This window comes from Mailhella massiliensis, assembly GCF_900155525.1.
Taxonomy (GTDB): Bacteria; Desulfobacterota; Desulfovibrionia; order Desulfovibrionales; family Desulfovibrionaceae; genus Mailhella; species Mailhella massiliensis.
In genome coordinates this window covers 926,250-952,161 of sequence record NZ_LT706952.1, presented here as the reverse complement: position 1 = coordinate 952,161, position 25,912 = coordinate 926,250, and the positions used below count along the sequence as shown (strand labels likewise).

The 25,912-nt window shown below is 53.5% G+C and carries 20 protein-coding genes, 3 tRNA genes and 2 pseudogenes; 9 read left to right on the top strand and 16 right to left on the bottom strand.

Going from position 1 to position 25,912, the window contains the following annotated elements:
- The first annotated feature begins 47 nt into the window (after positions 1-47).
- Positions 48-805 (top strand): IS5 family transposase gene (locus CZ345_RS16370; protein ID WP_144277379.1). Its coding sequence is split into 2 segments (ribosomal slippage): positions 48-381 and positions 381-805, totalling 759 coding nucleotides; the frame shifts between segments, so codons are not numbered across the junction.
- A 46-nt stretch (positions 806-851) separates the two neighbouring features.
- On the opposite strand, the pseudogene CZ345_RS16365 reads toward CZ345_RS16370, so the two are convergent.
- A pseudogene (locus tag CZ345_RS16365) lies at positions 852-1,603 on the bottom strand (IS5 family transposase).
- 190 nt (positions 1,604-1,793) lie between these two features.
- On the opposite strand from CZ345_RS16365, the gene CZ345_RS14620 reads away from it, so the two are divergent.
- A complete protein-coding gene (locus tag CZ345_RS14620; RefSeq protein WP_077073806.1) occupies positions 1,794-2,120 on the top strand; it encodes a DMT family transporter in 327 nt (108 codons plus the stop codon).
- A 124-nt stretch (positions 2,121-2,244) separates the two neighbouring features.
- Here CZ345_RS14620 and CZ345_RS14615 read toward each other — a convergent pair whose 3' ends face one another.
- Together CZ345_RS14615 and CZ345_RS16360 are read right to left on the bottom strand one after the other, a co-directional pair.
- A complete protein-coding gene (locus tag CZ345_RS14615; RefSeq protein ID WP_077073805.1) occupies positions 2,245-2,565 on the bottom strand; it encodes an amidohydrolase family protein in 321 nt (106 codons plus the stop codon).
- 19 nt (positions 2,566-2,584) lie between these two features.
- Positions 2,585-3,337: pseudogene (locus tag CZ345_RS16360) on the bottom strand (IS5 family transposase).
- Between the two features lie 48 nt (positions 3,338-3,385).
- On the opposite strand from CZ345_RS16360, the gene CZ345_RS17590 reads away from it, so the two are divergent.
- Both CZ345_RS17590 and CZ345_RS14595 read left to right on the top strand, forming a co-directional pair.
- A complete protein-coding gene (locus tag CZ345_RS17590; protein WP_072335593.1) occupies positions 3,386-3,721 on the top strand; it encodes a transposase in 336 nt (111 codons plus the stop codon).
- Between the two features lie 147 nt (positions 3,722-3,868).
- On the top strand, positions 3,869-4,195 hold the full coding sequence (locus CZ345_RS14595; protein ID WP_077073804.1) for a DMT family transporter: 327 nt from the start codon (positions 3,869-3,871) through the stop codon (positions 4,193-4,195).
- Positions 4,196-4,505: 310 nt separating this feature from the next.
- Here CZ345_RS14595 and CZ345_RS16780 read toward each other — a convergent pair whose 3' ends face one another.
- The 12 genes from CZ345_RS16780 to CZ345_RS14530 all read right to left on the bottom strand — a co-directional run bounded on the left by CZ345_RS16780 (position 4,506) and on the right by CZ345_RS14530 (position 19,295).
- Positions 4,506-4,640 carry an amidohydrolase family protein gene (locus CZ345_RS16780; RefSeq protein ID WP_144277378.1) on the bottom strand — a complete coding sequence of 45 codons (135 nt, stop codon included), beginning with the start codon at positions 4,638-4,640 and terminating at the stop codon, positions 4,506-4,508.
- A gap of 19 nt (positions 4,641-4,659) precedes the next feature.
- A protein-coding gene (locus tag CZ345_RS16355; protein WP_239446730.1) for an IS5 family transposase occupies positions 4,660-5,413 on the bottom strand; the annotation gives its coding sequence in 2 pieces (ribosomal slippage) (positions 4,660-5,083 and positions 5,082-5,413; 756 coding nt in all).
- 123 nt (positions 5,414-5,536) lie between these two features.
- Positions 5,537-8,029 carry a GIY-YIG nuclease family protein gene (locus CZ345_RS14575; protein WP_077073802.1) on the bottom strand — a complete coding sequence of 831 codons (2,493 nt, stop codon included), beginning with the start codon at positions 8,027-8,029 and terminating at the stop codon, positions 5,537-5,539.
- A gap of 3 nt (positions 8,030-8,032) precedes the next feature.
- Entirely contained in the window at positions 8,033-9,547 is a 1,515-nt protein-coding gene (locus CZ345_RS14570) for an Eco57I restriction-modification methylase domain-containing protein (RefSeq protein ID WP_077073801.1), read from the bottom strand.
- Positions 9,540-10,256, bottom strand: a complete 717-nt coding sequence (locus CZ345_RS14565) for a hypothetical protein (protein WP_204224312.1) — start codon at positions 10,254-10,256, stop codon at positions 9,540-9,542. The genes CZ345_RS14570 and CZ345_RS14565 overlap by 8 nt, the downstream gene beginning before the upstream one ends.
- A gap of 93 nt (positions 10,257-10,349) precedes the next feature.
- Positions 10,350-10,964 (bottom strand): recombinase family protein, encoded by a 615-nt coding sequence (locus CZ345_RS14560; RefSeq protein WP_077073800.1) that lies wholly within the window; start codon positions 10,962-10,964, stop codon positions 10,350-10,352.
- Between the two features lie 353 nt (positions 10,965-11,317).
- Positions 11,318-12,505, bottom strand: a complete 1,188-nt coding sequence (mobV, locus tag CZ345_RS14555; protein ID WP_077073799.1) for a MobV family relaxase — start codon at positions 12,503-12,505, stop codon at positions 11,318-11,320.
- Positions 12,506-12,674: 169 nt separating this feature from the next.
- Positions 12,675-15,305 (bottom strand): DUF927 domain-containing protein, encoded by a 2,631-nt coding sequence (locus CZ345_RS14550; protein WP_077073798.1) that lies wholly within the window; start codon positions 15,303-15,305, stop codon positions 12,675-12,677.
- Positions 15,305-15,514, bottom strand: a complete 210-nt coding sequence (locus CZ345_RS14545; RefSeq protein WP_072335615.1) for a helix-turn-helix transcriptional regulator — start codon at positions 15,512-15,514, stop codon at positions 15,305-15,307. The genes CZ345_RS14550 and CZ345_RS14545 overlap by 1 nt, the downstream gene beginning before the upstream one ends.
- A gap of 235 nt (positions 15,515-15,749) precedes the next feature.
- Positions 15,750-16,631, bottom strand: coding sequence for a hypothetical protein (locus CZ345_RS14540; RefSeq protein ID WP_072335618.1), 882 nt, complete (start codon positions 16,629-16,631; stop codon positions 15,750-15,752).
- A complete protein-coding gene (locus CZ345_RS14535; protein ID WP_072335620.1) occupies positions 16,628-18,088 on the bottom strand; it encodes an RNA-binding domain-containing protein in 1,461 nt (486 codons plus the stop codon). The genes CZ345_RS14540 and CZ345_RS14535 overlap by 4 nt, the downstream gene beginning before the upstream one ends.
- Positions 18,089-18,155: 67 nt before the next feature.
- On the bottom strand, positions 18,156-19,295 hold the full coding sequence (locus CZ345_RS14530; protein ID WP_077073797.1) for a tyrosine-type recombinase/integrase: 1,140 nt from the start codon (positions 19,293-19,295) through the stop codon (positions 18,156-18,158).
- Positions 19,296-19,994: 699 nt separating this feature from the next.
- Between CZ345_RS14530 and CZ345_RS14520 the strand changes: the two genes are divergently transcribed.
- Entirely contained in the window at positions 19,995-21,236 is a 1,242-nt protein-coding gene (locus tag CZ345_RS14520) for an MFS transporter (protein WP_077073795.1), read from the top strand.
- 292 nt (positions 21,237-21,528) lie between these two features.
- On the opposite strand, the gene CZ345_RS14515 is transcribed toward CZ345_RS14520, so the two are convergent.
- A complete protein-coding gene (locus CZ345_RS14515; protein WP_077073794.1) occupies positions 21,529-21,969 on the bottom strand; it encodes an Hsp20/alpha crystallin family protein in 441 nt (146 codons plus the stop codon).
- Positions 21,970-22,711: 742 nt separating this feature from the next.
- Between CZ345_RS14515 and CZ345_RS14505 the strand changes: the two genes are divergently transcribed.
- The 4 genes from CZ345_RS14505 (at position 22,712) to CZ345_RS14490 (ending at position 25,854) form a co-directional block, all read left to right on the top strand.
- A complete protein-coding gene (locus CZ345_RS14505; protein WP_144277377.1) occupies positions 22,712-25,105 on the top strand; it encodes an autotransporter outer membrane beta-barrel domain-containing protein in 2,394 nt (797 codons plus the stop codon).
- 328 nt (positions 25,106-25,433) lie between these two features.
- Positions 25,434-25,509, top strand: a tRNA-Thr gene (locus CZ345_RS14500).
- A 123-nt stretch (positions 25,510-25,632) separates the two neighbouring features.
- Positions 25,633-25,718, top strand: a tRNA-Tyr gene (locus CZ345_RS14495).
- 60 nt (positions 25,719-25,778) lie between these two features.
- Positions 25,779-25,854, top strand: a tRNA-Gly gene (locus CZ345_RS14490).
- The last annotated feature ends 58 nt before the right edge of the window (positions 25,855-25,912 follow it).

The following is a 25,912-nucleotide window of genomic DNA, read 5'->3' as shown; positions in this document are numbered from 1 at the left end:
TTTCAAAGGAACAAAAACAGGGTATGCAGAGGGCATGGAGGTGTCGCATGCGTACCCTGTTTTATCTTTCCGAAAGCCAGTTGGAGCGTATCAAACCGTTCTTTCCCCGTTCTCACGGTGCCCCGCGTGTCGATGACAGACGCGTCGTCAGCGGCATCATATACGTCATCAAGCACGGGCTTCAGTGGAAGGATGCACCTGATGAGTACGGCCCGCACAAAACGCTGTACAATCGATTCATCAGGTGGAGCAGATTCTGTGTTTTCAATAAAATTTTCACTGAGTTGGCCAACAAAACGTCTTTTGATGGCTCACTGATGATCGACTCCACTCACCTCAAGGCTCACCGCACGGCGGCAAGCCTGCTCAAAAAGGGGATTCTTCGCGCCTCATAGGACGAACAAAAGGTGGCCTGAATTCCAAACTTCATGCCGTTTGTGATGGGCACGGGCGTCCTGTCCTGCTTTTGCTGACGGAAGGACAGGTCAGCGACTACAAGGGGGCGGCCATTCTCCAGCACTTGCTTCCCGATAACAGCATATTTCTGGCAGATGGAGGCTATGACGCGAGTTGGTTGCGGGAATCTCTAAAAGCCAAAGGGATAACCGTCTGCATACCACCGCGGAAAACCAGAAATGAAGAACTTCCTTTCGACAAGACGCTGTATAAAGGTCGCCATCTTATTGAAAATACATTCAGCAAGTTGAAGGACTGGCGACGTATCGCAACCCGATATGACCGCTGTGCCCATACTTTTTTCTCAGCCATTTGTCTTGCTGTCACTGTTCTCTTCTACCTTAATTAATGAGTCCTGACCCTAGCTAGAAAAAAAGAGCTAGGCTCAGGACTCATTAAAGGTAAAAAATAACGATAGCCGCAAGGTGAATTGCTGAAAGGAATGTATGAGCACAGCGATCATAGCGCATGGCTATGTGACGCCAGTCATTCACCGGGAAAACATGTGTTCTATCTTGTGATGCTGGAGATATTGTTTCTTGTTGCAATACTCATGACTCTTGTATTTTTCCGAGAAGGAATGCAGGGAGTGCAACCTCGATTTTTCAAAAAACTGCGAATCCATCCGGCATCATAGCCCCTGTCAGAAAGAAGTATTCGGGTTGAAGGCAGAGTTGGCAAGAGACATGCCGCACCGCCATAATCACTGATGCTTCCGGCTGTCAGCAATGTCCGAATTGAACGTCCGTCGAAGTCGCAGACTACATGTAATTTGGTGTTCAATCCTCCTTTTGTGCGTCCGATACAGCGAGAGGAAGCCCTTTTTTTCTCAAACTTGCGGCAGTTCTGTGAGCTTTCAGACAGGTAGCATCAATCATGAGAAGGGAGGTGTCCTGGGTACTTTCGGAAAGAGCCGTAAAAATCTTTTCGAAGACGCCCATGTTACTCCATCTGACAAAACGGTTATAAAGAGTTTTATAGGGGCCGTATTCTTTTGGAGCATCCTTCCATCGGAGACCGAACTTGAGAACATGGATAATTCCACTGATAATTTTTGATCGTCCCTTCTGGGAATGCCTCTTGAACGAGGAAAAAAAGGGCGAATGACATCCATCTGAGCGGAAGAAAGGTAAAAAAGAGTGGACATAGAAACCTCCATATCCATACTTATCCTTTTTTGACGTCATTGGAAATAATGAGTCCTGAGCCTAGGACTTGCCACGGGATGCCCCGAATGGTAGAAAGCCGGCATGCGCCCTCCTTGCGGAGGAACGCGGGCATGATCTTCAGGCTTCCGCATGCCCGCGCTCACCACGTAAGCCGCAAGGAGTATCCCCATGCCCTGGCTTGCCTTGTTCACCGCAGTCGTCACGGAAATTATCTGGGGCCTGAGCCTCAAATGGGCTCCCACGACCTCCCGTCCCCTTGTTGCCTCCCTCATCCCCATTGTCCTGAGCTTCCTCAACATGGGCCTGCTGTCTTACGCCATGCGCTTCCTGCCCGCCGGCCTGTCCTACGCGCTGTGGACCGGCCTCGGCTCCATCGGCGTGGCCGTGGGCGGCATGCTCTTCTTTCAAGACCGCATCTCCCTGCCCCAGGCCGGCTTCATGCTGCTGATCCTCGTGGGCTGCATCGGCGCCCGCCTCGCAGCCCCGCAGGACTGATCCCCCCTTCTCCGCAAGGCGCGCAGAACAAGGCCCCGTTCCCGGCAGGAAACGGGGCCTTGCCGTCCACGGGGCCGGGCCCCTCCCGCGCAACCGCCCGTGGACGAAAGCGCAGGGGCCGGGCTCAGCCAAAAAGCATGGCCGATCCGTTCATGAGCAGCTCGTCAAGCTCGCTGTCCGTGAAGCGGGTGCGGCGCTGGAGGGCGTCGATCTCGTCCTGCGGGTCCATGATGGGGTAATCCGTGCCGAAGACCAGCCTTTCGCGCGGGTGCCGCCGCAGGATGGCGCGCAGGGTGTCGTCGTCGATCTCCTGCATGCAGGAGGACGTGTCCATCCAGACGTTGCGGTCGGCCAGCACGTCCAGCGCGTACTTCCATTGCCGGAAGCCCCCCAGATGCGCGGCGCAAACCCGGAGCTTCGGGAACTTGTCCAGAATGGCGGCCATCTTGTAGGCTCAGGACTCATTAAAGGTAAAAAATAACGATAGCCGCAAGGTGAATTGCTGAAAGGAATGTGTGAGCACAGCAATCATAGCGCGTGGCTATGCGACGCCAATCCTTCAGCCGGGAAAACATATTTTCTATCTTGTGACGCTGGCGATATTGTTTTTTGTCGTAATATTCCTGACTCTTGGCATTTTTCCGAGAAGGAATGCAGGGAGTGCAACCCCGATTTTTCAAAAAACTGCGAATCCATCCGGCATCATAGCACCTGTCAGCAAGAAGCATTCGAGTTGAAGGCAAAGTTGGCAAGAGATATGCCGCACCGCCATAATCACTGATGGTTCCGGCTGTCAGCAATGTCCGAATCGGACGTCCGTCGGAGTCACAGACTACATGTAATTTGGTGTTCAATCCTCCTTTTGTGCGTCCGATACAGCGAGAGGAAGCCCTTTTTTCTCAAACTTGCGGCAGTTCTGTGAGCTTTCAGACAGGTAGCATCAATCATGAGAAGGGAGGTGTCCTGGGTACTTTCGGAAAGAGCCGTAAAAATCTTTTCGAAGACGCCCATGTTACTCCATCTGACAAAACGGTTATAAAGAGTTTTATAGGGGCCGTATTCTTTTGGAGCATCCTTCCATCGGAGACCGAACTTGAGAACATGGATAATTCACTGATAATTTTTTGATCGTCCCTTCTGGGAATGCCTCTTGAACGAGGAAAGAAAGGGCGAATGACATCCATCTGAGCGGAAGAAAGGTAAAAAAGAGTGGACATAGAAACCTCCATATCCATACTTATCCTTTTTTGACGTCGTTGGAAATAATGAGTCCTGAGCCTAGCAACGTAAACGATACGGTACCCGCCGGAGAATTGCTTGTGGATTTGTCCGCGGACAAGCTCCTTGCAGATCGTGCCTATGACAGCGATGCAGTGCTGGAGCAGGCACGGCAACAAAAGATGGAAGCGGTTATTCCCTCCCGAAAATGCAGACGTCATCAGCGGGAGTATGATGCCCATGTGTACAAGGAGCGTCATCTGGTCGAATGCTTTTTTGCAAAGCTCAAGTCATTTCGACGCATTGCAACCCGCTATGAAAAATTGGCCGCGACATTCCGGGCAAATGTCATGTTAGCGGCCTGTCTGATTTGGCTGCAATAAACTTTTTAGAAACAGCCCCTAGGACTTGCCACGGGATGCCCCGGATGGTAGAAAGCCGACATGCGCCCTCCTTGCGGAGGAACGCGGGCATGATCTTCAGGCTTCCGCATGCCCGCGCTCACCACGTAAGCCGCAAGGAGTATCCCCATGCCCTGGCTTGCCTTGTGCACCGCAGTCGTCACGGAAATTATCTGGGGCCTGAGCCTCAAATGGGCTCCCACGACCTCCCGTCCCCTTGTTGCCGCCCTCATCCCCATTGTCCTGAGCTTCCTCAACATGGGCCTGCTGTCTTACGCCATGCGCTTCCTGCCCGCTGGCCTGTCCTACGCGCTGTGGACCGGCCTCGGCTCCATCGGCGTGGCCGTGGGCGGCATGCTCTTCTTTCAAGACCGCATCTCCCTGCCCCAGGCCGGCTTCATGCTGCTGATCCTCGTGGGCTGCACCGGCGCCCGCCTCGCAGCCCCGCAGAACTGATCCCCCCTTCTCCGCAAGGCGCGCAGAACAAGGCCCCGTTCCCGGCAGGAAACGGGGCCTTGCCGTGCACGGGGCCGGGCCCCTCCCGCGCAACCGCCCGTGGACGAAAGCGCAGGGGCCGGGCTCAGCCAAAAAGCATGGCCGATCCGTTCATGAGCAGCTCGTCAAGCTCGCTGTCCGTGAAGCGGGTGCGGCGCTGGAGGGCGTCGATCTCGTCCTGCGGGTCCATGATGGGGTAATCCGTGCCGAAGACCAGCCTTTCGCGCGGGTGCCGCCGCAGGATGGCGCGCAGGGTGTCGTCGTCGATCTCCTACATGCAGGAGGACGTGTCCATCCAGACGTTGCGGTCGGCCAGCACGTCCAGCGCGTACTTCCTTTGCCGGAAGCCCCCCAGATGCGCGGCGCAAACCCGGAGCTTCGGGAACTTGTCCAGAATGGCGGCCATCTTGTAGGCTCAGGACTCATTAAAGGTAAAAAATAACGATAGCCGCAAGGTGAATTGCTGAAAGGAATGTGTGAGCACAGCAATCATAGCGCGTGGCTATGCGACGCCAATCCTTCAGCCGGGAAAACATATTTTCTATCTTGTGACGCTGGCGATATTGTTTTTTGTCGTAATATTCCTGACTCTTGGCATTTTTCCGAGAAGGAATGCAGGGAGTGCAACCCCGATTTTTCAAAAAACTGCGAATCCATCCGGCATCATAGCACCTGTCAGCAAGAAGCATTCGAGTTGAAGGCAAAGTTGGCAAGAGATATGCCGCACCGCCATAATCACTGATGGTTCCGGCTGTCAGCAATGTCCGAATCGGACGTCCGTCGGAGTCACAGACTACATGTAATTTGGTGTTCAATCCTCCTTTTGTGCGTCCGATACAGCGAGAGGAAGCCCTTTTTTCTCAAACTTGCGGCAGTTCTGTGAGCTTTCAGACAGGTAGCATCAATCATGAGAAGGGATGTGTCCTGGGTACTTTCGGAAAGAGCCGTAAAAATCTTTTCGAAGACGCCCATGTTACTCCATCTGACAAAACGGTTATAAAGAGTTTTATAGGGGCCGTATTCTTTTGGAGCATCCTTCCATCGGAGACCGAACTTGAGAACATGGATAATTCCACTGATAATTTTTTGATCGTCCTTTCTGGGAATGCCTCTTGAACGAGGAAAGAAAGGGCGAATGACATCCATCTGAGCGGAAGAAAGGTAAAAAAGAGTGGACATAGAAACCTCCATATCCATACTTATCCTTTTTTGACGTCGTTGGAAATAATGAGTCCTGAGCCTAGGACAGCCCACTCTTTTATGCGAGAAGGCTACAAGTTGTTAAGGAGAGAAGTACCTGTGTTACCCAAACACGTTCTTGAACTCCTCCCTCGTGATGACCGTGTCCCAACCCCCACGCTTTTCACCTTCGTGCAGGTCTATGCCGGTATAGCAGAGACTGGCGTCTTCATACCGCTTGAACTTGTAAACGGCATCGTTCATAAGGGCATCGTTGAAAACACCAAGGGAAACGAGCAGATCAAAATCTTTTACCGCCAGCCCCGTCACACGCTGGAATAATTCAGGTTCCAGCTGGGTGATGACATCCTTCAAGCACTGCTCACGGTAATCAGTAAGATACATGAACACTGGGATACGCGTGGCGAATTTAATGAGTTTTTCTTGGATCTGCTTACGCTTACTTTTATACTCTTTCTCTTCCTGCGTCAGTTCTCGCTTCTTTTCCGGCGGCAGATCCTCACCCTTTTTCTTTGTCTTTTTTACGGCCTCAGACTTCGCAATAATGGTCTTGATATCTTCGTTCAAACTGCGGAAGCCTTCAATTTTCATGAGTGCATCCATGGCCTCCTTATTTGCCATCAGGCGCGCCAACGTGTCGTTATCCACATTGACGAGCAACGCGCTTTCCCAGCGTTTGGCCAGCAAAGTAGCAGATGTACCTGCCATAGCCATATCAAGAATCTCGCGTGCGCTTATCTGCTTCATGGCCATGCCGTCATAAGCTATGACCGGCAGGAAGCTGATGAACTCACCGACCTTGCTTTCCGGGTCACGCCCCTGTACATCGAGACGGCAACTGTAATCGGCTATCTGGCGAAGGGCGCGATCAAGAGCGAAGTCGAAAACATAGCACTCTTTCTTGACGATTTCCTTCTGTCCTCCATCCGTTGATATTTCCCACGGGCTCTGCACGCGGAACGCCGCCTGAAAATAGGTCTCAGGACTGCTCAAATTTCGAAGCATGAATATACCGGTCCACGGCTTCACCGTTACGCCGGTTGTCAGCTTACCGCAGGAAAGCGTAATGGTCTTGCTGTGGAACGGATCTCCCTTCATGGAGGCCAAAACTGGCTTTAACGCTTCCGCCCCCTGCCCTGCCTCAGCCCCTGCACAAACGTTCACCGCGTAGTCATGGTAAAAGACATTCTGCTTACTTTTCAAAAGATTTTTCATGGCATAACAGGATGCCACATTCGGTAGAAACCACAAGGTGTGCTGAAGTACATTCAGAAGGCGTACATCTGCAAAAGGCATCACGGGTTTCGACTTTCTGAGCTTCAAATCCCCGACCAGTGTTTCCTCATAGGCTCCACGAATAAGCGACAGCCATTTCTGCACTTGGTCCTTATGGACAAACTCTGCACCCGATCCAGTGCCTTTTGCAGCAAAAAACTCGTTGAGATCAAACTCATTGAACTCTCCCTGCATGGCGATGCGGCGAATATTTTCGGGGAGCTGGTATGTCATCATAACCATGCCGGGCAAGGAAGCATACGGATTTTTGTCGCCCTGCCAGCTGGCTTTGGCCTTCTGCTCATCGGAATATGTCCAGTTGAATACCTGCTCTTCGATAAACTCACCGGAATTCAGCGCTCGGAACGGAGTACCGGACAAAAAAAGATAATATTTCGTTGTAATGGGCAAATCCTGTTCGTCGCAGGCATTGCCCCGGTCGTAATGTTCCACGTCAAAGCTGTCGTAGGAGTCGTCATCCTCCTGCTCAAAAAGCTTCTTGGCGTTTTCACGCCATGCGCCGAAGTGATATTCGTCAAAGATGACCAGATCCCAGTTGGAAGTATGCACCCATTCATTGCGCGGCTTGATGCCTCCAGTGGTCCGGTTGACCCCAAGAAAATCCTGAAAGGAGCCAAAGCAAACAATAGGTTGAGCTTTATCGGCTTTTTCAAAAGTAAGCTCAGTATTGCGGGCAATAAACTGCCAGCCCTCGAAGTCGAGGTGCGTCGCAAGGTCCTCCTCCCATGCACTGAGAACTGCCGGCTTGAACGTCAGTACGAGGACACGCTTCATGCCCATTTTTTTGGCAAGCTGATACGCGGCAAAGGTTTTACCGAAACGCATCTTGCAGTTCCAGAGAAATTTGGGAGTTCTCCCCTCTGCGGATACGCTTTGAAAGTAGGCGGCGGTCTTATCCACGGCGGCCTGCTGTTCTGGACGCATACCGAAATCCAGCGTTCTGCCGGTCATACTCCCCATACGATGCCGGACAGACAGCACAGCGGATTTGATGTCTTCCACACGACACCGAAACCACTCTCCCCCTACGCGAATAAATCCAGATTTTTCAAGAAGACGATGAACATCCTTGTCCGTAAACGCCGAGCCATCGCTCCGCATTGCGGACTCTTTAAATTCGATGCGATAGGGCTTCAAACCTTCAGGCTGCTCGACATTGAACTGCTCCTTGATTCGCTCTTCTACAGAAAAGCGAGTTGTATATCCGACTTTGAGCAACCCTTTGTAGGCCGGAGCAGGATTACTGTAGGCATAAATCCAAGGCGTAAGGTGAGGGCGAGGGGGAAAATATTGCGCCATGTACTACGCCTCTAGATCCATAGGTTTGATCATAGATTCAATGAATGCGATTTCTTCTTCTGTTAACCCATACTTCTTGTATAACTTTTGATCTGTCCATTCTTCTTTGAAATCAAGATAGGGAACAAAACGAAAACACTCTCTGGTCACATTCAGAGAAGAAATAGCCTGTCTAAGCAAAAATCTCGGCAACTTAGATTTGAGATATTTATCAAAGTTAACAGCTTCCTGCTCTGTATCGAACACACCAATATCTAAATAGGTTTCTGTATTTATTTGACCAGGACCAATAATTCTCGTATCTGTAATAACTTTATAACCATCTTTTGGATTCACATCCAATTCTCCATTATTTGGAACAAGGCGGCCAATAAGAACTTTATATCTATCTATAATATCAAAATTTTTTGTAACATCTTTACGAGATACATAGCAAAAACCAACACTTGTCAACAATTCAATGTCTCCAGGCATTTGTTCGCTTCGTCCACGATAATTTGTAGCAAATCCAAATGGATTTCTTGGATAAGCATGATTGCTATAAACATCAGGAGTAACATTTAAAACTTTATGAATAATCGAAACAGCCAAATTAGAACGAATCAAAATAGGAAATTCGTTAAGTCGTCGTTCCATGACAATGGATACTTCATTATTCCAATTTGTGATTTCACACTGCCCATTATAATCTCTATCCCACAAAAAATAACATATTCCTCCTGCGATATTAACAGCATCAAAACAGTTTTTACTTGATTCAAAGTCCACTAATTTTCTTATATGAGCATCTTTTAACATCTGCTCTCGAAACTTGTTCAATCCTTTGCCACCCGCATACCAACGAGCAGGTATTATCATCGATAAATATCGTGGTTTAAACTTTATAGCTTGCTCTACAAAGTGCTGAAAAATTGGTGCAGCACTTACCCCATTTCCCCCATCACTCAATTGATACGGAGGATTACCTATAATAACATCAAATTTCATATTAAATATTGCCTCTGGACTATGAGTATGGATAAATTCATAGGCATGAGATTCCAGTGTGCTACTGCGATCATATTCGCTTTGCGATGCTCCGCAGAATTCACAACGGCCATTCTTCCATGTGTGATGTAATGTTGGGTTCAGCCGAATAAGTCCTTCTGCCGTATCAAAGCGCGAAAAAGAATATTTACTATTGGCCCGTTTACTTCCGTAGAGAGAGCGTCTCGAAAGAAGGGCCGTAAGATCCGTAATGGCGATACCGTAGAGCTGCTTTTGGAAGATATGGTCGAGACGAGTCTGTAAGTCGGGAATTTCGTCCTTCAACCCTTCGATGAGGCGTTTGGCAATCTCGCGCAGAAACACGCCAGACTTACAGGCAGGGTCAAGGAATGTCGCTTTTGAGTCCTGCCACAATTCTTGCGGGAGCATATCAAGCATGGCATTGGCGACTTCTGGAGGAGTGAAGACTTCATCACTCGAAAGATTAGCCAGACAGCTTAAAACATCGGGGTTATGCTGAAGATCATGCATGGCACAGTCTCCAGTATTCGATGGGCTCGAATTCCTGAATGGGGGATGGAATCAGCGTGTCGAGCTCGGCGTCGTATTCCCAGCCGGGCATAAAAAGCACATTCTGCTGCTTCTGCTTTTCCGCCTCGCCTTTCATGAGCTGGTCAAGACGAAAGTCTCGGCGTTTTATCAGGTCGCCGGAAATGAACGACCACTCGGAAAAAATGATGGGAGTCCCATCGGAGCGAAGCAGCGTGAGCGCATCGCCGCACAGAATATTGCGCTCTAGAATGTACCGAACAGACGCAAGCAACTCTCCATCGACGGGTGCGGCAAGAGTGTTGTAGTATTCTTCATTCCAAAGATTCAGAAGCCGGATACGGCACTCTTCCGCATTATCGCTCAGGATGTCCACGCCATAGAGACTGGACAGCGCCAAAACAGCGTAGCGCTCATACTCATGCCTGCTTTTGCCGTAGCGTCTTTTTACGACTTCCAGCTTGCGTCGAAGCACTTCAGCGAGAAAGTTACCATTGCCGCAGGCGGGCTCAAGAAAACGACTGTCTATACGGGAACATTCGTCAGCAACGAGATCGCACATGGCTTTGACTTCCCGTTCGGCGGTGAAGACTTCGCCATGCGCGGCCACGCGCTGTTTTGATTTAACTTGGAGAGATGTTGCCATTGCCACCACCCGTTCCCCAAAAACTGTACTTTTTGGGGAAATCAATTTTTCTTCCTTTAGGTAAAAAAATAGTCGCTGTCAAACCTCACTGGATAATAAAATTCTCCTTCGCCCCTCGTCCTCTCAAAGTACACCTTGTTAGACACTATTAGCGCTATTTTCCAGAAGCCGTCCGGCTTTTCGGTAAAACGTACTTTGAGGCATCCGGCATCTTCTGGCTGCTTCCAGACCTGAGATTTGGCCATTACGCCAAAGAGCGCAATTTTCCAAGAAATTATCCGGCAATGGCTTGATTTCACGGCCAAAGCGTACACCGCGCTGTTTTGCGGCGGCGATCCCTTCGGCCTGCCTGCTACGGATATTCTCCCGTTCGTTCTGAGCCACAAAGGAAAGTACCTGCAAAACAAGATCAGCAATGAAGGTACCGAGCAGGTTTTTGTCACGTCTGGTGTCGAGCATGGGCATATCGAGGACGAGGATATCCACATGCTTTTCTTTGGTCAGCACACGCCACTGTTCCAGAATTTCCTCATAGTTTCTACCTAGTCTGTCAATGCTGACGACACAGAGCAAATCCCCTGACCTGAGCTTTCTGAGCATTGCCTGATACTGTGGACGCTGAAAATCTTTGCCCGACATTTTGTCCATAAAAATATGACCTGACGGTATGCCCTGTTGCTCAAGAGCGATGCGCTGACGACTCTCATTTTGATCTGTACTGGATACACGGATATATCCATAAATTTTTGCCATGGCGATTTCTCCTCTCAGTGCATTCTTATTCACAGTTCATCATCTGGAATATCAATAATAGTGAAACTCGTTGCTCATGGTGTAGAAGCTGGCTGTTCCTGTTTTCCGACATTCCTCCTGACGGCGGACTTCAGTCAGATATTTAGCCGAAGTTTGAATTCACCTTTCATGCGGCTTGTCAGGCCTCTTGCGCATGGCAACGCCTCGATTTTTATGCACACCTATATCAGACAAAAAAATCCTCGTTGATGGTATTTTGCCTTTCCGGTCGAGCGGGACGGTCGCCCACGCTTCACGAAGTGAAGCATAGTGGGCTATATCTTCGGCCTGTGCGAAGATTTCTCCCCGACGCCTTACCTCATCCTCATGCCACGGGCGATCATCGCCTGCCGACGCTCCCTGTCCCTCGCCTCCTGTTCCTGCCGCTGCCGTTCCTCTTCCTGCTGCCGCTGAAGCTGTTCGGCACGCTTGCGTTCCACGAACTCGATATGCAGCGGCCGGATTTCCGGCAGAAGCAGAAATTCCTGATAGCCTGCCATAATTCTCTTCATTTTCTTCAACTGCTTCTCCAGCTCCTCTTTTTCCTCATGGCTTTGTTTTCTGTGGGCCGTGTATCCCGCTTCAAGCCACGTCAGCTTTCCGCGAAGGGTATCCACTTCCCGTTGCAGAATTTCCTTCTCTGTCTGGACAAGGTGTTTGACGGCAAGCGCCTTTTTCAGTTCTTCAATGAGGGAAGAGGCTTTTTTCAGCATGGACGGATAATTGAAAAGAGAGGCTTTCGGCAGAGAGGAATCTTCACGAAGAATTTTTTCCGCATCCTCGGACTGCCGTTCATACTCTTCAATGCTCTTTCTCAACTCTTCTTCACGCTGTTCCAATGCGTTGATAAGCTGCCGGGAATTCCGTGCGGTCTCTTCGGACTCCTGAATCAGTTTCTCCAATGCTTCCTGTTGCTGCTTAAACTCGCGGGTAGCCAGATGCTTTTTCGCGGAACCGGGCGTCTGTTCCACGCCGCGTTCAATGACGAAGCCCCGGCTTTGCAGATGAGCGGGAAGCTCTGATTGCAGTTTCCGCAGACTCTGGCGTGTATAGATTTTGTTGGCGTTGAGCCTCCCGTCCGGCGTCACCGGCACATGAAGGAAATGCATGTGCGGTGTCTTTTCATCCATATGAACCATGGCGGAAACGACATTCTCCGCGCCCACAAACTCCGTGAGAAAGGCTTTGCTCTCCTCAAAGAAACGCCTTGTTTCCTCCGGCGTGAGACCATCAAAAAACGCCTTGTCCGAGGTGACGATAAGCCCGCACATGCGCACGGCGTCCTTTCTCACGGCCTTGACCAGCAGGAGATCGTCAATGCGGTTCTGAATGGCCTCGGCATAGTTCGATGAGGCGACTTCGTGCAGCTCGTAGTTCGCCGCGCTCCTGTCGTAGTCAATATCGGGGTTGCTGTGGCTCTCCCGTTCCCGCCGGTTGTGGCTCTGGATGCCGCGTATGGCTTCCTTTTTGAATTTGTCCATGTGGAGTACGAGGTAGGACATGGTTTTTTCCCTTTACTCATTTTCAGTGGTGACAACGGTGACAGTGGTGACAATCGAGCAATGGCAATGCTTTTCGGCTGTCACCACTCAAATATGCAATGGTGACAGTGGTGACAGGCGTAACCCCTTGCGGCTGTAGGTTTGTCACCATTGTCACCACTGTCACCGCTCAATCAGGCAAGGCAGGAGCAGTTTCTTCATCCGGGTCATCAGGCAAACAAACAATGTAGACACGCACGCGCCCTAGACCAGGAAGCCTTTCCTGATGTTTCAGTCTGTTTTTAGAAGGAGTGCGTAACCATCCAGCTTCACGCAGAACACGCACAGCTCTTGCCTCTGCGTATCCCCTGACGACTTCGGCCCGAAAACTCTCCGGAAGTATCAGATACTCGGTCGTGCCGTTGCGAGTACGCTGAAATCCCACCCGGTTGATGCAGGTGGACATTTGCGTATCCAAATCCTGAAAGCGGCTTGCGCCGTGCCGTTCGATGAACAGCCGTACCGTGGAAAGGATGGCGGTATCCTCGGAAGCTCCGGTTCCGCCTCTTGCCGTGAGCCAGTCCCGGAAGCAGATTTCGATGCAGTTCAATACGTCCAGCTTTTCGGGAAGGATGCCCAGCCGCAGGGCCAGCATTCCGGCCATGCCGCACAGGGCGAAGCGCATGGCCACACGTCGTACCTGTCCGTCAGCGCCTTCGGGGACAAGATGCCTGACGGCATCGGCCATTGCCGGGCCGATTTCCGCCCGGACGGCGTTCAGGGTTTCGACCTTCGTCAGCTTTTGCAGAAAATCATGCCCCGCATGACCGTAATGTTCGGAAGCAAGCAACTTGATACGATTGGCCACGGCTCCGGCATCGGGAAGACCATGCAGGCTGGTGAGCATGGACGAGTCCACAGGCAGCCCCACGAAACGCACTTCCTGCCCGCCTCTGGATTTCAGACCGTTCTCGGCCAGCTTGTCGGAAAGCCCCAGTTCGCCGCTGGAGAGAAAGAGCAGACGCCAGTTCTGGGAACGGCGAATTCCGCCTTCACGGTTCGAGCGGCCTTTGCCCTGTCCGTTGGCCAGCATGTAGGCGCATTCGGCAAGAACACGTCCGTTGACCTGCCCCATTTCATCCAGAATCAGCACATTGTCGTTGTGCAGGGCGGCGATGCCTTCAAGCCCGTTGTCCGTAGCCCGCCAGCTTCGGACATGTTCATGACCGCCCCAGACGGAGGCGGCGATCTGCAATGCCGTGGTCTTACCGGAGGATGAGCCTCCCTCAAAGCTGAAGCCGCCGCCTTCCAGACCGGCCGGGCGAAGCAAAGGCCCGGCGAAGGCCGCGCATAACGCGAAACTGAGACGGGAGTTGCCGACGCACAATTCCGCTATCTCCCGCCAGCCTTCCATCGTTCCAGATGTACGGTACAAGCCGCCATGCTGCGAGGATTGCAGCACGGTGTCTTCTTCTGTTACGCCGTAAACGGTATCGGGAAGCACGTAGACGGATTCATGCCAGCCCGTGCGCAAAACACAGCGTATCCGTCGGAGGGGCCGGACCGTGGATAGAAATGCCGCCAGCTTCGACCGGGTGGACGGATTGCCGAACCACCCGCCGGAGGCCAGTATGCTGTACCAGTCGTTTCCCTGCCGGAACAGCATTTCCACGGGCATGGCCCATGCGTGCTTGTTGCCATCCGGGTCAATCCATTCCAGCATCAGGCCCCATTCGTTGCCGTCAGCTCCCCGCGTCATGCCTTTGACCAGAAGCGGAGGACCAAGCCGGATTTCCTGACTGTCTCCGTCCGATCTGGTCTCCAGCTTGTACAGCCCGGCGCGTCTGCCTTCCTTCACCAGAAAAAAGCCTTCCGGCATGGGGCAGTCGTCATCCCGCTTTCGCGCTTCTTCCACAACGGCCCGGACAGCCTCAAGAGAACGCAGCCGGTGCAGGTCGTTGAAGTCCGTCGCCTTGCCTTCATGAACCGGGCAGACGGCCAGCTTGCCGCCCACGGCCTGAGCCGCCAGAGAGGCCATCTTCTTGCCGGGATTCCCTTGTGTCTCCGTGTCGTTATCGGCACAGAGGATGATTTCACGCTTTGCATACCTCTCTCTGGCCATGACGGCCACGGCTTTCAGATTCCCGGCGTTGAAGGCCACAAGACATGCATAACCGGTCGCCAGATGAAGACTGATCGCTGTAGCATACCCCTCGGCAATCAGCAGGGGACCGTCTTTCTTCCTGTCTTCGGTGGAAAAGGAAAAGAAGCCTCCCGCCGTGCGTCCTCCCTTGAGAAAGAACTTGTCCGTACCCTCGGCAGTTTGTTCCGGCAGGATGAATTGCAGACTTTGTATCCTGCCGGACTGGTTCAGAACAGGGATAATCAGACGCCCGTCTTTTGTCCGGCGCAATCCGATGGCCGGGACTCCCTTCCGTTGCAGGTAGGGATGGTCGTCCCCGGCGTTTCGGGAACAGTTCCAGATGCTCGCGGCCAGTTTGGCGGCGGCCTGCCAGCGGCGGTTCTGCTCGGTTTCCTTGTGCGCTTTGATGGCCCGGGTGCGTTCACGCAGGGCATCCCGTTCGGCGGCGGTCAGTTCTTTTGCTGGCTTGTATGTCCATGTACCTTCATCGCCGGTGCGCCAGTTTTTCCACCAGATGGAGGCCGGAGTATCCAGAAACGCCTTGTACGCGCCGTCCCTGCGATGGGGCCGGTCCGCTGTGCCACAGCGGTGCAGGAGGCCGTCGGCCTGCACGACCTCGATCTCCAGCCCCGCTGCACGCAGACACTCGGCAAAACTGTGCAGAATGTCGGCGCTCATTATCGCTTCCTCAATTGAGGGGCGGAATCTCTGGTATGGACGCAGCGTGACGCAAACCAGTCTTCAAGGTCTTCTATGTCGTACATGACACGGCTGCCGAGCTTGGCGTAGCGCGGGCCAACTTTTTTACAGCGCCAGCGGGCCAGTGTGCATGTCTTCACGCCGTACATGTCGGCAACTTCTTGCGGTGATAATTTTTTGGTCGCCATCAGCATCTCCCTGTATTCAGGCTGAAGTGTATGAATCCATCCAGAAGCATCTGGAGAGAACACACCCTATGCCCAGAGGAAAACGCTGAATAGACGGGGTGTTAGCAAAGGCGAAACAAAACCTCCCTTTCTTAGGCCTAAGAAAGGGAGGTTGATAATTTTTATGTTATTTTACTATGTTATAACGGGGACAAGTTGAGGGCTGCGAACCTGAGCAGGTCAGGTTTCTTGCCTTTCAGGGATTTTGAATAGGCGCTCCGCCGTGGTTGATATACTCTTTCGGCATTGCCTTGCGAAAAATTTCTATGTAATTGCCCGGAGCGTTTTCAACCCCCAACGTCTTGCCGATTTCCTTGTATTGGCGCATAATTTCGTGTTTGGCGAGTGGGTGGGTGAATTCTCTGGTAACCTTATTCGCTAATATGACAAGAATGTGTATATGTGCTTCTATTTGTTCGATTTCGTTTTTTAATTTGCCTTCTCGTCCCGCTGCGCTGGTATATTTCTCCGTCATTTCCTTGTATTTCTTTTTCAGCTCTTCAATCTCCCTGTTGAGTTTTGCGGCATCACAGCTTGGAGCTACACTGCTTTCGCCACACCAGCGCGTCTGATTTTCCTCCACAATTGCGGAAAGTTGTGTGGCATCGCAACAATATTCGGGCGATCCGAGAGCAAAAAACTTATTGAACCCAAAGAGCATGGGAGAAAGAAAGTTGGAAACTTCACGGCAATCCACGCCGAGTTTTCCTCCCGCCGGGATTGCTTCATGACTTTTGAACACCCGGATACGATAATGGCGAAGCGCTTCCAACTGTTCATGGTTCGTGGAAGCATGCAGCATGAGCATGGCTTCACTCAGACGGATTGCGTGATCAACGTGATGTTTGCGCCATGTTCCCACATAAAGCGCACAAAAGGCGCAGATGCTCCAAACAGCGGCCCCGCCGATCACGACGCACCAGAGCAGTATCAGCGCTACTCCTGCAAGTGAAACGCCTTGCGTAATTTTAATAACGGTAAACATGGTTGTCAGCCATGCCATGAGAAAGGCAAGGCCACAGCCCAGAACAGCAATCAGCAGAAATTTGATAATCGAACCGTTGGGAACAAACTTCATGGGAGAATCTCCCATTGTCCGCCCTTGCTGGGACCGATGCGGCGCAAGATGCCCTTTTTCTTGAGCATGGTTGTTCTGTAAAGAATCGTGCGTCGGCTCACGTTTAGAACAGTAGCGAGTTCGGTTGTGGTTATGCGCGGATTGGCGGAGATATGCTCAAGGAGCGCAAAAAGTTCTGGTGCAATTTCCGGTGCAATATCGCGCAGAGTTGCATCAGAAAGCCCTTGTTTCTGGTGCAAATTTTGTGTTTTTGATGCAAGTTCTGGTGCAAGTACCCCAGTGTTTTCCGCAGGCCGGTGGGTTCTGCGTACAATGGCCTTGAACAGCGAACTCTCCCGATCGTCTTCAAAATCAATATCCGGCCATGCCTTAAGAGCGCGCAGAATGCCGGAGCCGATGCCGTGGTAGGGCAAAAGCCCCTTGGCGGCGTAAGAAATCAGGATGGGGTTGCGGATATTGGAATTGCCGGCTTTGATATTGGCTATGGTCAGATTGTTCGGCAACGTGCCGGGGCTGATGATTTCCACGCGGTCATCAAAAATGAAAATGCGGATGGGCGCGCTGACAAGATAATCCCTGTGTACAAGGGCGTTGACCAGCAGTTCCTCAAAAACCTGTTCCGGTATTTCCGGCGTACCCGGTGAGTTGACGCCATTCTTGCCCTGTACCTTGTGCAGGTTGCGCATGACAAAAGCCAGGGCGTCCTTGAAAAGTCTGCTCAACGGACCTTCAAAATCTTCGGTGTCATCGTAGCTGTCAGCATGAACGGCAATTCCCGGAAAGCGGACGCCTTTTGCCACGAACTGCGGAAAAATCAGCTCCGGCTGTTCGGCAAAAAGCAGCACTCCGGCCAGATTGAGATTGCCATCGCCAGCGGCGAGGTTCAGATTTTGCAGCAGGCGCAGTTGTTCTGCGTGGGTATCCGGGAAGTCACTGTCATACCGCTTTTTCAAAAAATCCCGGAACAGCAGCTTGTCCAGTTTGTTAATGCCCGCCTTTGTGGGCAATTCATCGGCATGGAATTGGCTGGTATACTGAAAAAGACGGCGCAGTTCCTCTTTAGAATTGATACGTCGCTTGTCCGCCCCGGCTTTCAGCCAGATAACGCCTTTCCTGTCAAAGTAGGGTTTGTCCATTCCTGCAGGAACGGTCAGGGCGATAACCACATTTCCATTTTCAAGAAGAATGTTCTGCGTCTGCACCACAAGCGGGCTGCGGACATGCTGGCTGGCGGCGTTGCCGATCAACTGGTTCGCATCATGCAATTCTCGGGATGTTATGCCGGACAGTGTTCCATCATCCTGCACGCCGATAAAAATTACGCCGCCGTTGGCATTGGCGAAGGCGGCCATTTCCGCAGCCAGAGAATCCGCATTGTCGATTCGGGACTTGAACTGGCGTGTGCTGTCCTCGCCTGCGGCGGCCTGTTCCCTGAGCGTTTGAAGTGTGAATGCCATGCCTGCTCCTTACAATACTATCTTTTTCCTCACCATGTGTACACGATAATCGGAACAGCCGCAAAAGCTACCGTTGGCCGGAGAGAATGTCCGCCGCCGCGTTGCTGGCAGCGGCCAAGGTCTCCGGCAGGAATTGGGCATACTTCTTTTTGGTGAAATCCACATTTTTGTGTGTCAGCATTTCCGAGATCATGTCCATGCTGAATTTGCCGCTGTTGGCGAGGCTTACGGCAAAGTGATGCCGCAGCCCGTGGAAGGGCCGGAACTTGGGCGGCAGGCCCGCCGCCTTGCGGAAGCGGTCAACCGCTGTGCAGTCTTTGCGCATCTCGCCGTTTTTGCCGGGGAAAACATAGGGGCTGCCGGGAAAATGTTCGTCACGCCATGCCATTTGTTCTTGTAACAGTTCTTCCACCAGGGAACTCATGCCGATGGAGAGGGTTTTTCTGCCCTTGGGATCGCGCAAACGAATGAGCTTGAGGTCAAAGGCCACGTCCTCATCTTGCAGTTTGAACATCTCCCCGCGCCGCATACCGGTAAAAAAGGCCAGCAGGAGCATATTGCCCACATCGCGGGCTGGCCATGTGCGGGCGCAATCCAGAAAGCGGCGAGTTTCTTCCGGCGTCAGATGCTCAATAACCTCATTGTCCTTAACGGGCATTTCGATCTGAAAGGCAAGATTGGGGCAGCGGTTGGTCTTGACGCCAAAATTGATGATGCGCCGCAGAAGCTCAAGAGTATTCCAGAGAGTGGCCGGTTTGCGTTCGCTCAGGGATTTGCGCAGCTCCTCCACCATCTGGGGCGTGATTTCCGAGACGCTTCGCTTGCCGAACAGCGGTTTGAGGTGTTTGAGGTAACGGTTGCGATCCGTGGTCAACCCTTTGAGGGTCGGCCCCTTGATGTCAAAATATGCATCCGCAATTTCGGCAAAGGGCTTGTCTTTCTCCGCCTGTTCGCGGCGGAGTTCTTTGGCGGTTTTGACTTCTTCGCCATGTCTGATGGCCTTTATCCGATCAGCGCGAATTTCCGCCGCCACGTCCGGCCCGTATCCTTCGGAAATTTTGCCTACCTTTTCCCAGATGAGGCGGCGGCCGGATTTAAACGTGATGTAGAAACACAGGTCAGGCGCGCCATTATACATTTCTGACGTTTCGTACACATAAACGCCAGCCCATTTTTTTGGGTGGTATCGCCGTTTTTGGGTAGCCATGAACTGCCTTGGGTTGTGGTTCATACGCGGGAGCAGGTTTTAACCGGCAAAATTTTTCTAACCTATTTCTAACCACACCGTCAATTTCTAACCATTCAGGTCAATGCGCGGCAAAGTCTTATTTTTGATAACTTATTGAAAATAAAAATAAATCAAAGTCTATCCAGCTGTGTCTAACTCTTTCAAGTTCTGTCAAAAAGGGCTCATAACCCGAAGGTCATTGGTTCAAATCCTTTCCCCGCAACCAGCAAGCTCAAGGGCTTACGATGAACATCGTAAGCCCTTTTTCTTTTAAGTTTTTCATTCCCTCCTCCATTCCCATCCAGAAAACATAAGGCAGAAAGAGAAAGTCTTTCTGCCTTATGTGCGTTGCCTGAAAGGTGGCCAGAAGCTCCGGCTCATAACGGATTGTCGTGCTCAGCGAGCGCAGCATGAAAGATGTGGAATCAATGCAGGGCGATACCTCGTTATAGGCACGTTCGATCGGGGGGGGCTTTTTCAATGTCTTCTGGAGTTCTGATAATCCTTAGGGGGGATGGGGATGATGAATTGTTTCCGGCGTTGCTACGGAGGAGATTGCCTGTTACCATGTTTACCGGTGTCGGAGTCTGTTTTTTTGTCTTCCAAGGCGAGAGAAACCTTTTCGGTACGCATGAGCTGATGCTGCCTGTTTAGCCTGCCTTATATCATGGAGACCGCATGTTCACCCGCCTGAAAATCGTCAATCCCGTCTGGATACTGGCACTGCTCTGTACGGCGTATTCCCTGAGCTTTTTCCAGCGCGTGTATCCTTCCGTGCTGTCGCTGGATCTCATGAAGGCCTTTTCCGTGGATACGGCCGGGTTCGGTCTTATCAGTTCCGCAACCATGCTGGGCTATGCCGTCACGCAGATTCCTTCGGGCCTGCTCACGGACATCATGGGCGGGCGGCGCGCCCTGGTGCTGTATCAGATTCTCGCCGGGCTCTGCTGCATGGCCTTCACCTTCTGTGAAAGTCTCATGTCCGCGGTGGTATGCCGCTTTCTGCTGGGGCTGACGCTGGCCTGCAATGTGCCCGCCTACAAGCTCCTGGCTTCCTGCGTGCCTGCGGAACGATATGCCCAGTACTGTTCCATTCTCACGGGCTGCGGCGCCGTGGGCACGCTGCTTGCCTCCAGTCCTCTGGTGGCCGTGACGGGCCTTGTGGGCTGGCGCGCGGCGCTTTTCATGGTGGGCGTGTTCACCGTGCTTCTCGGCGGCATGATATATATGCTTCTGCGCGACGGAGAGTCTGCCGGGCGGAATGTCGTTTCCATGCGCGACAATGTGCGCGAGCTGAAAAGCGGCATCGCCGTCGTCATCCGCATGAAGAACTTCTGGTTCATCGTGCTGTGGTTCATGTTCATGATCGGCAACCTTTTCACCCTGCTTACGGCATGGTGGGGCGGCTATCTCATGCAGGCCAACGGGCTGTCCAAGGATATGGCCGGACTCAGCATGTCCATCATGTCGCTTACGCCGCTGCCTTTTCTCATGGTCTTTCCCTGGCTGTCCGACAGGGTGGTGCATTCCCGCAGGGTGTTTCTGCTGCTGGCGGCGCTTCTGGAAACGCTGGTGCTCGGGTACCTCTGCCTGCACACGGGGGAACCGCTTTCCTTTGTGGAGCTCACCGTTGCAGGTGTGGCCGTAAGCGTGGTTTCCAACTGCATGGGGCCCCTTTCCTTCACCATGGTCAAGGAAAGCGTGCCCGTCTCCGCGCTGGCTTCCGCCTGCGGTTTTCTGAACAGCACGGGACCTGTGGTGTCGGCCCTCATGCAGGCGCTGCTGGGCGTGCTGGTCGCCTGGCGCATGGGCGAAGGAGCCACAGCCATGCAGGCTTACGGCAACGCCTTCTGGCTGCTTTGTGCGGGGAGTTTTATTTCCCTTGTGGCTGCGCTGTTCATGAAGGATACGCTGAAGTGATGTTTTGTCCGTTTGGTACAGGCTCCTGCTTTTCGGGGGAGGCTGGTGCTCCGGGCGTAAAGAGAGATTAAAATTCGCCCGTGAGGCCATGCACGGCGGCGGCCGTCGCGGGAGCGATGCGTTTTTCCGATAAACGTGCAGGCATGATGCCGACGGCGGAACATGTTCTGAAAGAAAACATCGGAATCGGCTGCGCATAAAAAAGGCGCCGGCAGGATAACCTGTCGGCGCCTTTTGTCATCCGGTGCGGAGACCGCTTCCCGAAGAAAAACGGTCTCCGCAGAGAGGGGGGTTAAGCAATGGCGATGGTCTTCTTTTCAGGAACCTTCTTCTCGGGAGCCTTCGGGAAGGAAAGCTTCAGAATGCCGTCTTCAAAGGTGGCGGACACATCCTTGGGTTCCAAGGCTTCGCCCACATAGAAGCTGCGGCTGCATTCGCCGCTGTAGCGTTCGCGGCGCAGATACTGGCCGTTCTTGCCGTCTTCATCCTTGTTCAGAGCCTTGGCGGCGCTGATGGTCAGATAGCCGCCGTCCAGTTCGATCTTCACCTCATCCTTCTTGAAGCCGGGCAGATCGATATCAAGCTCATAGGTGTTTTCCAGTTCACGCACGTCCGTCTTCATCAGATGCTTTGCGTTCTTGCCGAAAAGCGGGTCGTGCTTCACGAAAGCGGGCATAAAGGGTTCACCGAAGAAGTCATCAAAAAGTCTTTCACCAAAAATACTGGGCAACATAGTAAAACCTCCGTGAGATATGGAATCAATGCATCGTAATAAAGTTGGAATGTTCTCGCTCTCTTTTTCTTATGCAAAGAACCTTCTTTGCATGGAGAGGATGCATTGTTCCTTCCTTTCATGAGATGCTCTCTTTCGGAGTGCCTCTCCCTGAAAGGATACTTTTACAATAAGATCGATTTTGAACCTGTCAACGCCGGAATGAATTTTTTTTGTTTTTCTTCTCTGCGTCTGAGTGGAAAACGCCAGTGGTCTCCGGCAAAGGAGGAGCCGCTTTGCCGGAGACCGCAGAAAGGGAGCAGGGCCGGGAGGGGTACGGTCGCTGCGGGCGGCTTACTCCGTTCCGGGGGCAGGCCCGGGTTCATGCCGTTTTCTCATTCATGGAGGCTTGCCGCCCTGACATCTTTTTCCCTGCGGAGAGGGCAGGGCCGGGCGGTAATCATGGAATGCCCCCGGAGGATGAAGCATACTGTGAAGGAAAGGGCGCATGGCGTTCACGGAGTATTCATTCTGAGAAGGGGGTATGGCGTTGTCTTTTCCACGGGGCGGTATGGTTGTTTTGTGGGCAGGAGCGTTTTCTGCGTGGGTACTGGCGATTCTTTTCATGCTTTTTCCCGGCTCTTTTGCGCGGGCATCGGATCTTACGGGAAACGGCAGCGCTTTTGTCTCTTCCGGCGACAGCTACGGATATGTGTACGGCCTGCGCTCCCAAGGGGGAAATGCCGTCGCCGACGGGAGCGTCGTGACTATCTCGGGCGGCAGCGTTTCCATGGATATCTACGGCGGTTCCGCCCTGAGCCGTACGGGTTTTGCCGAGGCCGTAGGCAACAGCGTGACGGTTACGGGCGGACTGGACGGTTTCGATTATTCCCTGTACGGGGGCTATGCCAGAAGCTATGCGGGCGACGCCACGGCATCCGACAATACGGTGAGTCTGTCCGGCCCGCTGAATCCGGGGGCGTGGGCCACGGTGTACGGCGGATATGCCAGGCTTTCCGACGGAACCGGAACGCTGACCGCTTCGGGCAACAGCGTGAATCTTGATGCCGGCGCGCCGCTTTATCTTGTCGTGGGCGGCGAAGCCTACGGCGACAGCTCCTCCGTGTCGGATTCCTTTGCCTCGAACAATACGGTCACGCTGAGGGCGGGAGCCGTGGGGCTGATGTACGGCGGCTATGCCATTGCTTCCGGCAATGCCGAGTCCGCGGGCAACACGATCATCGTGTACGGAGGTGAGGCTGGACATGTGGTGGCGGGCGATACGCACGCCATGAACGGCGATGCCGTATCTTCCGGCAACAGCGCGATTTTTTACGGCGGCGCGAGCAGGAGTGTGTTCGGGGCTTCCGTACAGAGCGACGGCGGGCAGGCAAAGGCCTTCGACAACACGGTGCGGCTCATGAATGCCGCCGTGGACGGCAGCGTGGTCGGCGCATTCGCTCCGGACAGTTCCGTGGCGGCCTTTCTGGAACGCAATACCGTGGTGGTGGGAAGCGGCGCGACGGTGACGGGCGATGCCGTGGGCGCGGCCGTCACGGGGACGGTACAGGGCAGCAGGGCGGACTTCAACATCGTTGCCGTGGCGGACGGCGGACGTGTGGAAACGGACGTATACGGCGGTCTGGTGGAAGGCGCGGGCAGCGCCGGCTCCAATACCGTACTCGTGCGCAATGCCTTCGTGGGCGGCGACGTCGTGGGCGGTTCTGTAGGGCAGGGCGGCGTGGCCATGCACAACAGCGTGGTCATTGCGGAAGGGGCCCGTTTTTCCTCCGATACCGGCGTGTACGGAGGCCTGGAGGACGGAAATGCGGTGTCGTCCACCGAAAGCGGCAATACGCTTTTCGTGGACGGATGGCAGGGAAGCGTGCGGCGGGCGGCGGGTTTTGAGAACCTGCATTTCGTTCTTCCTGCTCCCGGCGCTTCCGTGGATGTGCCCATGCTCACGGTGACCGGCGCGCAGAGCGGAGATTTCTCGGGTTCTACGGTAACGGCTCAGCTTCCCGATATCATTACCGGAGGCAGAGCCTATCTCGGCGACACGTTTACGCTGCTTCTCGATGAAAGCGGCGCCGTGGCCGAAGCTCAGGAGGGCGGACTGGTCAGTCTGCTTCAGGGCTATGCAACGTATTTCGACGGCGTGCTGACCAATACCGGTACGGCGGTACAGCTTCAGATCACGGAAGAGCGCATGAACCCGCGCATTGCGGCACTTGCGGAAGCGCGGGCTGCAGGAAGCGGGCTGCTTGGTCAGGGCGCGGATCTTGCGGCGGACGCGGGGCTTTTTCAGGCCCGCGAGGCATTGCGGCGTTCCGGCCGGGACTGGACGCCGTTTGCCGCCTTCTACGGCGGGACCTCCCGCTACAATACCGGGTCTCATGCGGACACGGAAGGTTTTTCCGGCATGACGGGGCTTGCGGGAACATGGGACCTGGACGGGAATGAGGCAGTTTTCGGCGGATTCTTCGAATTCGGCCGGGCGCATCTTGATACGTTCAACGGCTTTTCTCTGGGGGACGTCAGGGGGAACGGCTCAAGTCATTATACGGGCGGGGGGCTGCTTGCCCGTATCGAGGCCGGGCCCGGACCTCTGGAGGGCTGGTATGCCGAAGGCGTGTGGCGCACGGGCAACATCGTCACTTCCTGGTACAGCGGCGATCTGCGGGACAATATGGACCGGCCTGCGGAATACGACCTTTCCAACCTCTATTACGGCGGTCATGCAGGCCTGGGGCATGTTTTTTCTCCGGCGGAAACGCTTGCCCTTGATGTGTACGGCAGGTTTTTCTGGACGCATCAGCAGGCCGACAGCGCCGACATGAACGGAGAGATGGTGCACTTCCAAAGCGTGGATTCCCGCCGTGTGCGTGCGGGGGCCCGTCTTTTCTGGACGGTGTGCGAAGGGGTGACTCCCTACGCGGGGGCTGCCTGGGAAAAGGAATTCGGCGGTGCGGCCCATGTGACGGCCCGGGATTTTTCCGTTCCCGACGCTTCTTTGAAAGGGGACAGCGCGCTCTTCGAGCTGGGGGTGAACGTGGCGTCGTCTTCCCGTCCCTTCAGTCTTGATCTGGGTCTTGCGGGAAGTACGGGAGAGCGGGAGAGCATGGGCGGCCGCCTGAATCTGCAGTATCGGTTTTGATATTCTTCGGAGAAGGGCAGGCCGCACGGCCGCTCCGCTCCGGGCGGAAGAGGGAAGCGCTTTTCGGAGTACAGGCATGGGGAGAAGCCGGTTTCCGGCGCCCCCCCCATATCCGGGGATGCCGGTATCCGTGCAGGAGAGAGCGGATACCGGCATGTTAAGCGGAAAAGTCGGCCCGAAAGCATTTTTTTTGAAAAAAGGGGCAAGAAAAGGCTTTACAAAGTTTCGGCTCTTGGATACAAGTCTCTTGCTGTTTGCGGGAACTTCCCTGCAAGGAAAAATTTCTCTTGCAAGAAGTCCTGTTCTGAGGTAAGTTCCCATACCTGCTGCTGGCGTAGCTCAACTGGCAGAGCAGCTGATTTGTAATCAGCAGGTTGCGGGTTCGATTCCCATCGCCAGCTCCATATTTCGGGGCGACGTTGAGGAAGAGCTCCAAATTTCCCGGGCCATCAGGTTCGGGTAGCCGGTGAAGGTCACGCTCCTTCTTCCGGTTGCGGCAAGAACGCGCAAGCGTTTTTGTATAGCGTGGTGGGGTTCCCGAGTGGCCAAAGGGAACAGACTGTAAATCTGTCGTCGTAAGACTTCGGTGGTTCGAATCCACCCCCCACCACCAGCTTTACGCTGGTATAGCTGTAGGAGGCAGTGCGCGCTGTCAGGGGACTACGGCACATAGGCGGGAATAGCTCAACGGCTAGAGCATCAGCCTTCCAAGCTGAGGGTTGCGAGTTCGAATCTCGTTTCCCGCTCCACCTGCCACTTTGTTTCTTGTTGCTCCCCCTTTTTCTCTGGCGCGTCATGAGTCCGTGT

Coding starts and splice junctions, on each gene's coding strand:
- CZ345_RS14620 (WP_077073806.1), top strand. CDS start 1,794: ATGCCCTGGCTTGCCTTGTTCACCGCAGTCGTCACGGAAATTATCTGG.
- CZ345_RS14550 (WP_077073798.1), bottom strand. CDS start 15,305: ATGAGCGCCGACATTCTGCACAGTTTTGCCGAGTGTCTGCGTGCAGCG.
- CZ345_RS14560 (WP_077073800.1), bottom strand. CDS start 10,964: ATGGCAAAAATTTATGGATATATCCGTGTATCCAGTACAGATCAAAAT.
- mobV (WP_077073799.1), bottom strand. CDS start 12,505: ATGTCCTACCTCGTACTCCACATGGACAAATTCAAAAAGGAAGCCATA.
- CZ345_RS14545 (WP_072335615.1), bottom strand. CDS start 15,514: ATGGCGACCAAAAAATTATCACCGCAAGAAGTTGCCGACATGTACGGC.
- CZ345_RS14535 (WP_072335620.1), bottom strand. CDS start 18,088: ATGGCATTCACACTTCAAACGCTCAGGGAACAGGCCGCCGCAGGCGAG.
- CZ345_RS14595 (WP_077073804.1), top strand. CDS start 3,869: ATGCCCTGGCTTGCCTTGTGCACCGCAGTCGTCACGGAAATTATCTGG.
- CZ345_RS17590 (WP_072335593.1), top strand. CDS start 3,386: ATGAGTCCTGAGCCTAGCAACGTAAACGATACGGTACCCGCCGGAGAA.
- CZ345_RS14540 (WP_072335618.1), bottom strand. CDS start 16,631: ATGAAGTTTGTTCCCAACGGTTCGATTATCAAATTTCTGCTGATTGCT.
- CZ345_RS16780 (WP_144277378.1), bottom strand. CDS start 4,640: ATGGCCGCCATTCTGGACAAGTTCCCGAAGCTCCGGGTTTGCGCCGCG.
- CZ345_RS14575 (WP_077073802.1), bottom strand. CDS start 8,029: ATGGCGCAATATTTTCCCCCTCGCCCTCACCTTACGCCTTGGATTTAT.
- CZ345_RS14515 (WP_077073794.1), bottom strand. CDS start 21,969: ATGTTGCCCAGTATTTTTGGTGAAAGACTTTTTGATGACTTCTTCGGT.
- CZ345_RS14530 (WP_077073797.1), bottom strand. CDS start 19,295: ATGGCTACCCAAAAACGGCGATACCACCCAAAAAAATGGGCTGGCGTT.
- CZ345_RS14615 (WP_077073805.1), bottom strand. CDS start 2,565: ATGGCCGCCATTCTGGACAAGTTCCCGAAGCTCCGGGTTTGCGCCGCG.
- CZ345_RS14520 (WP_077073795.1), top strand. CDS start 19,995: ATGTTCACCCGCCTGAAAATCGTCAATCCCGTCTGGATACTGGCACTG.
- CZ345_RS14570 (WP_077073801.1), bottom strand. CDS start 9,547: ATGCATGATCTTCAGCATAACCCCGATGTTTTAAGCTGTCTGGCTAAT.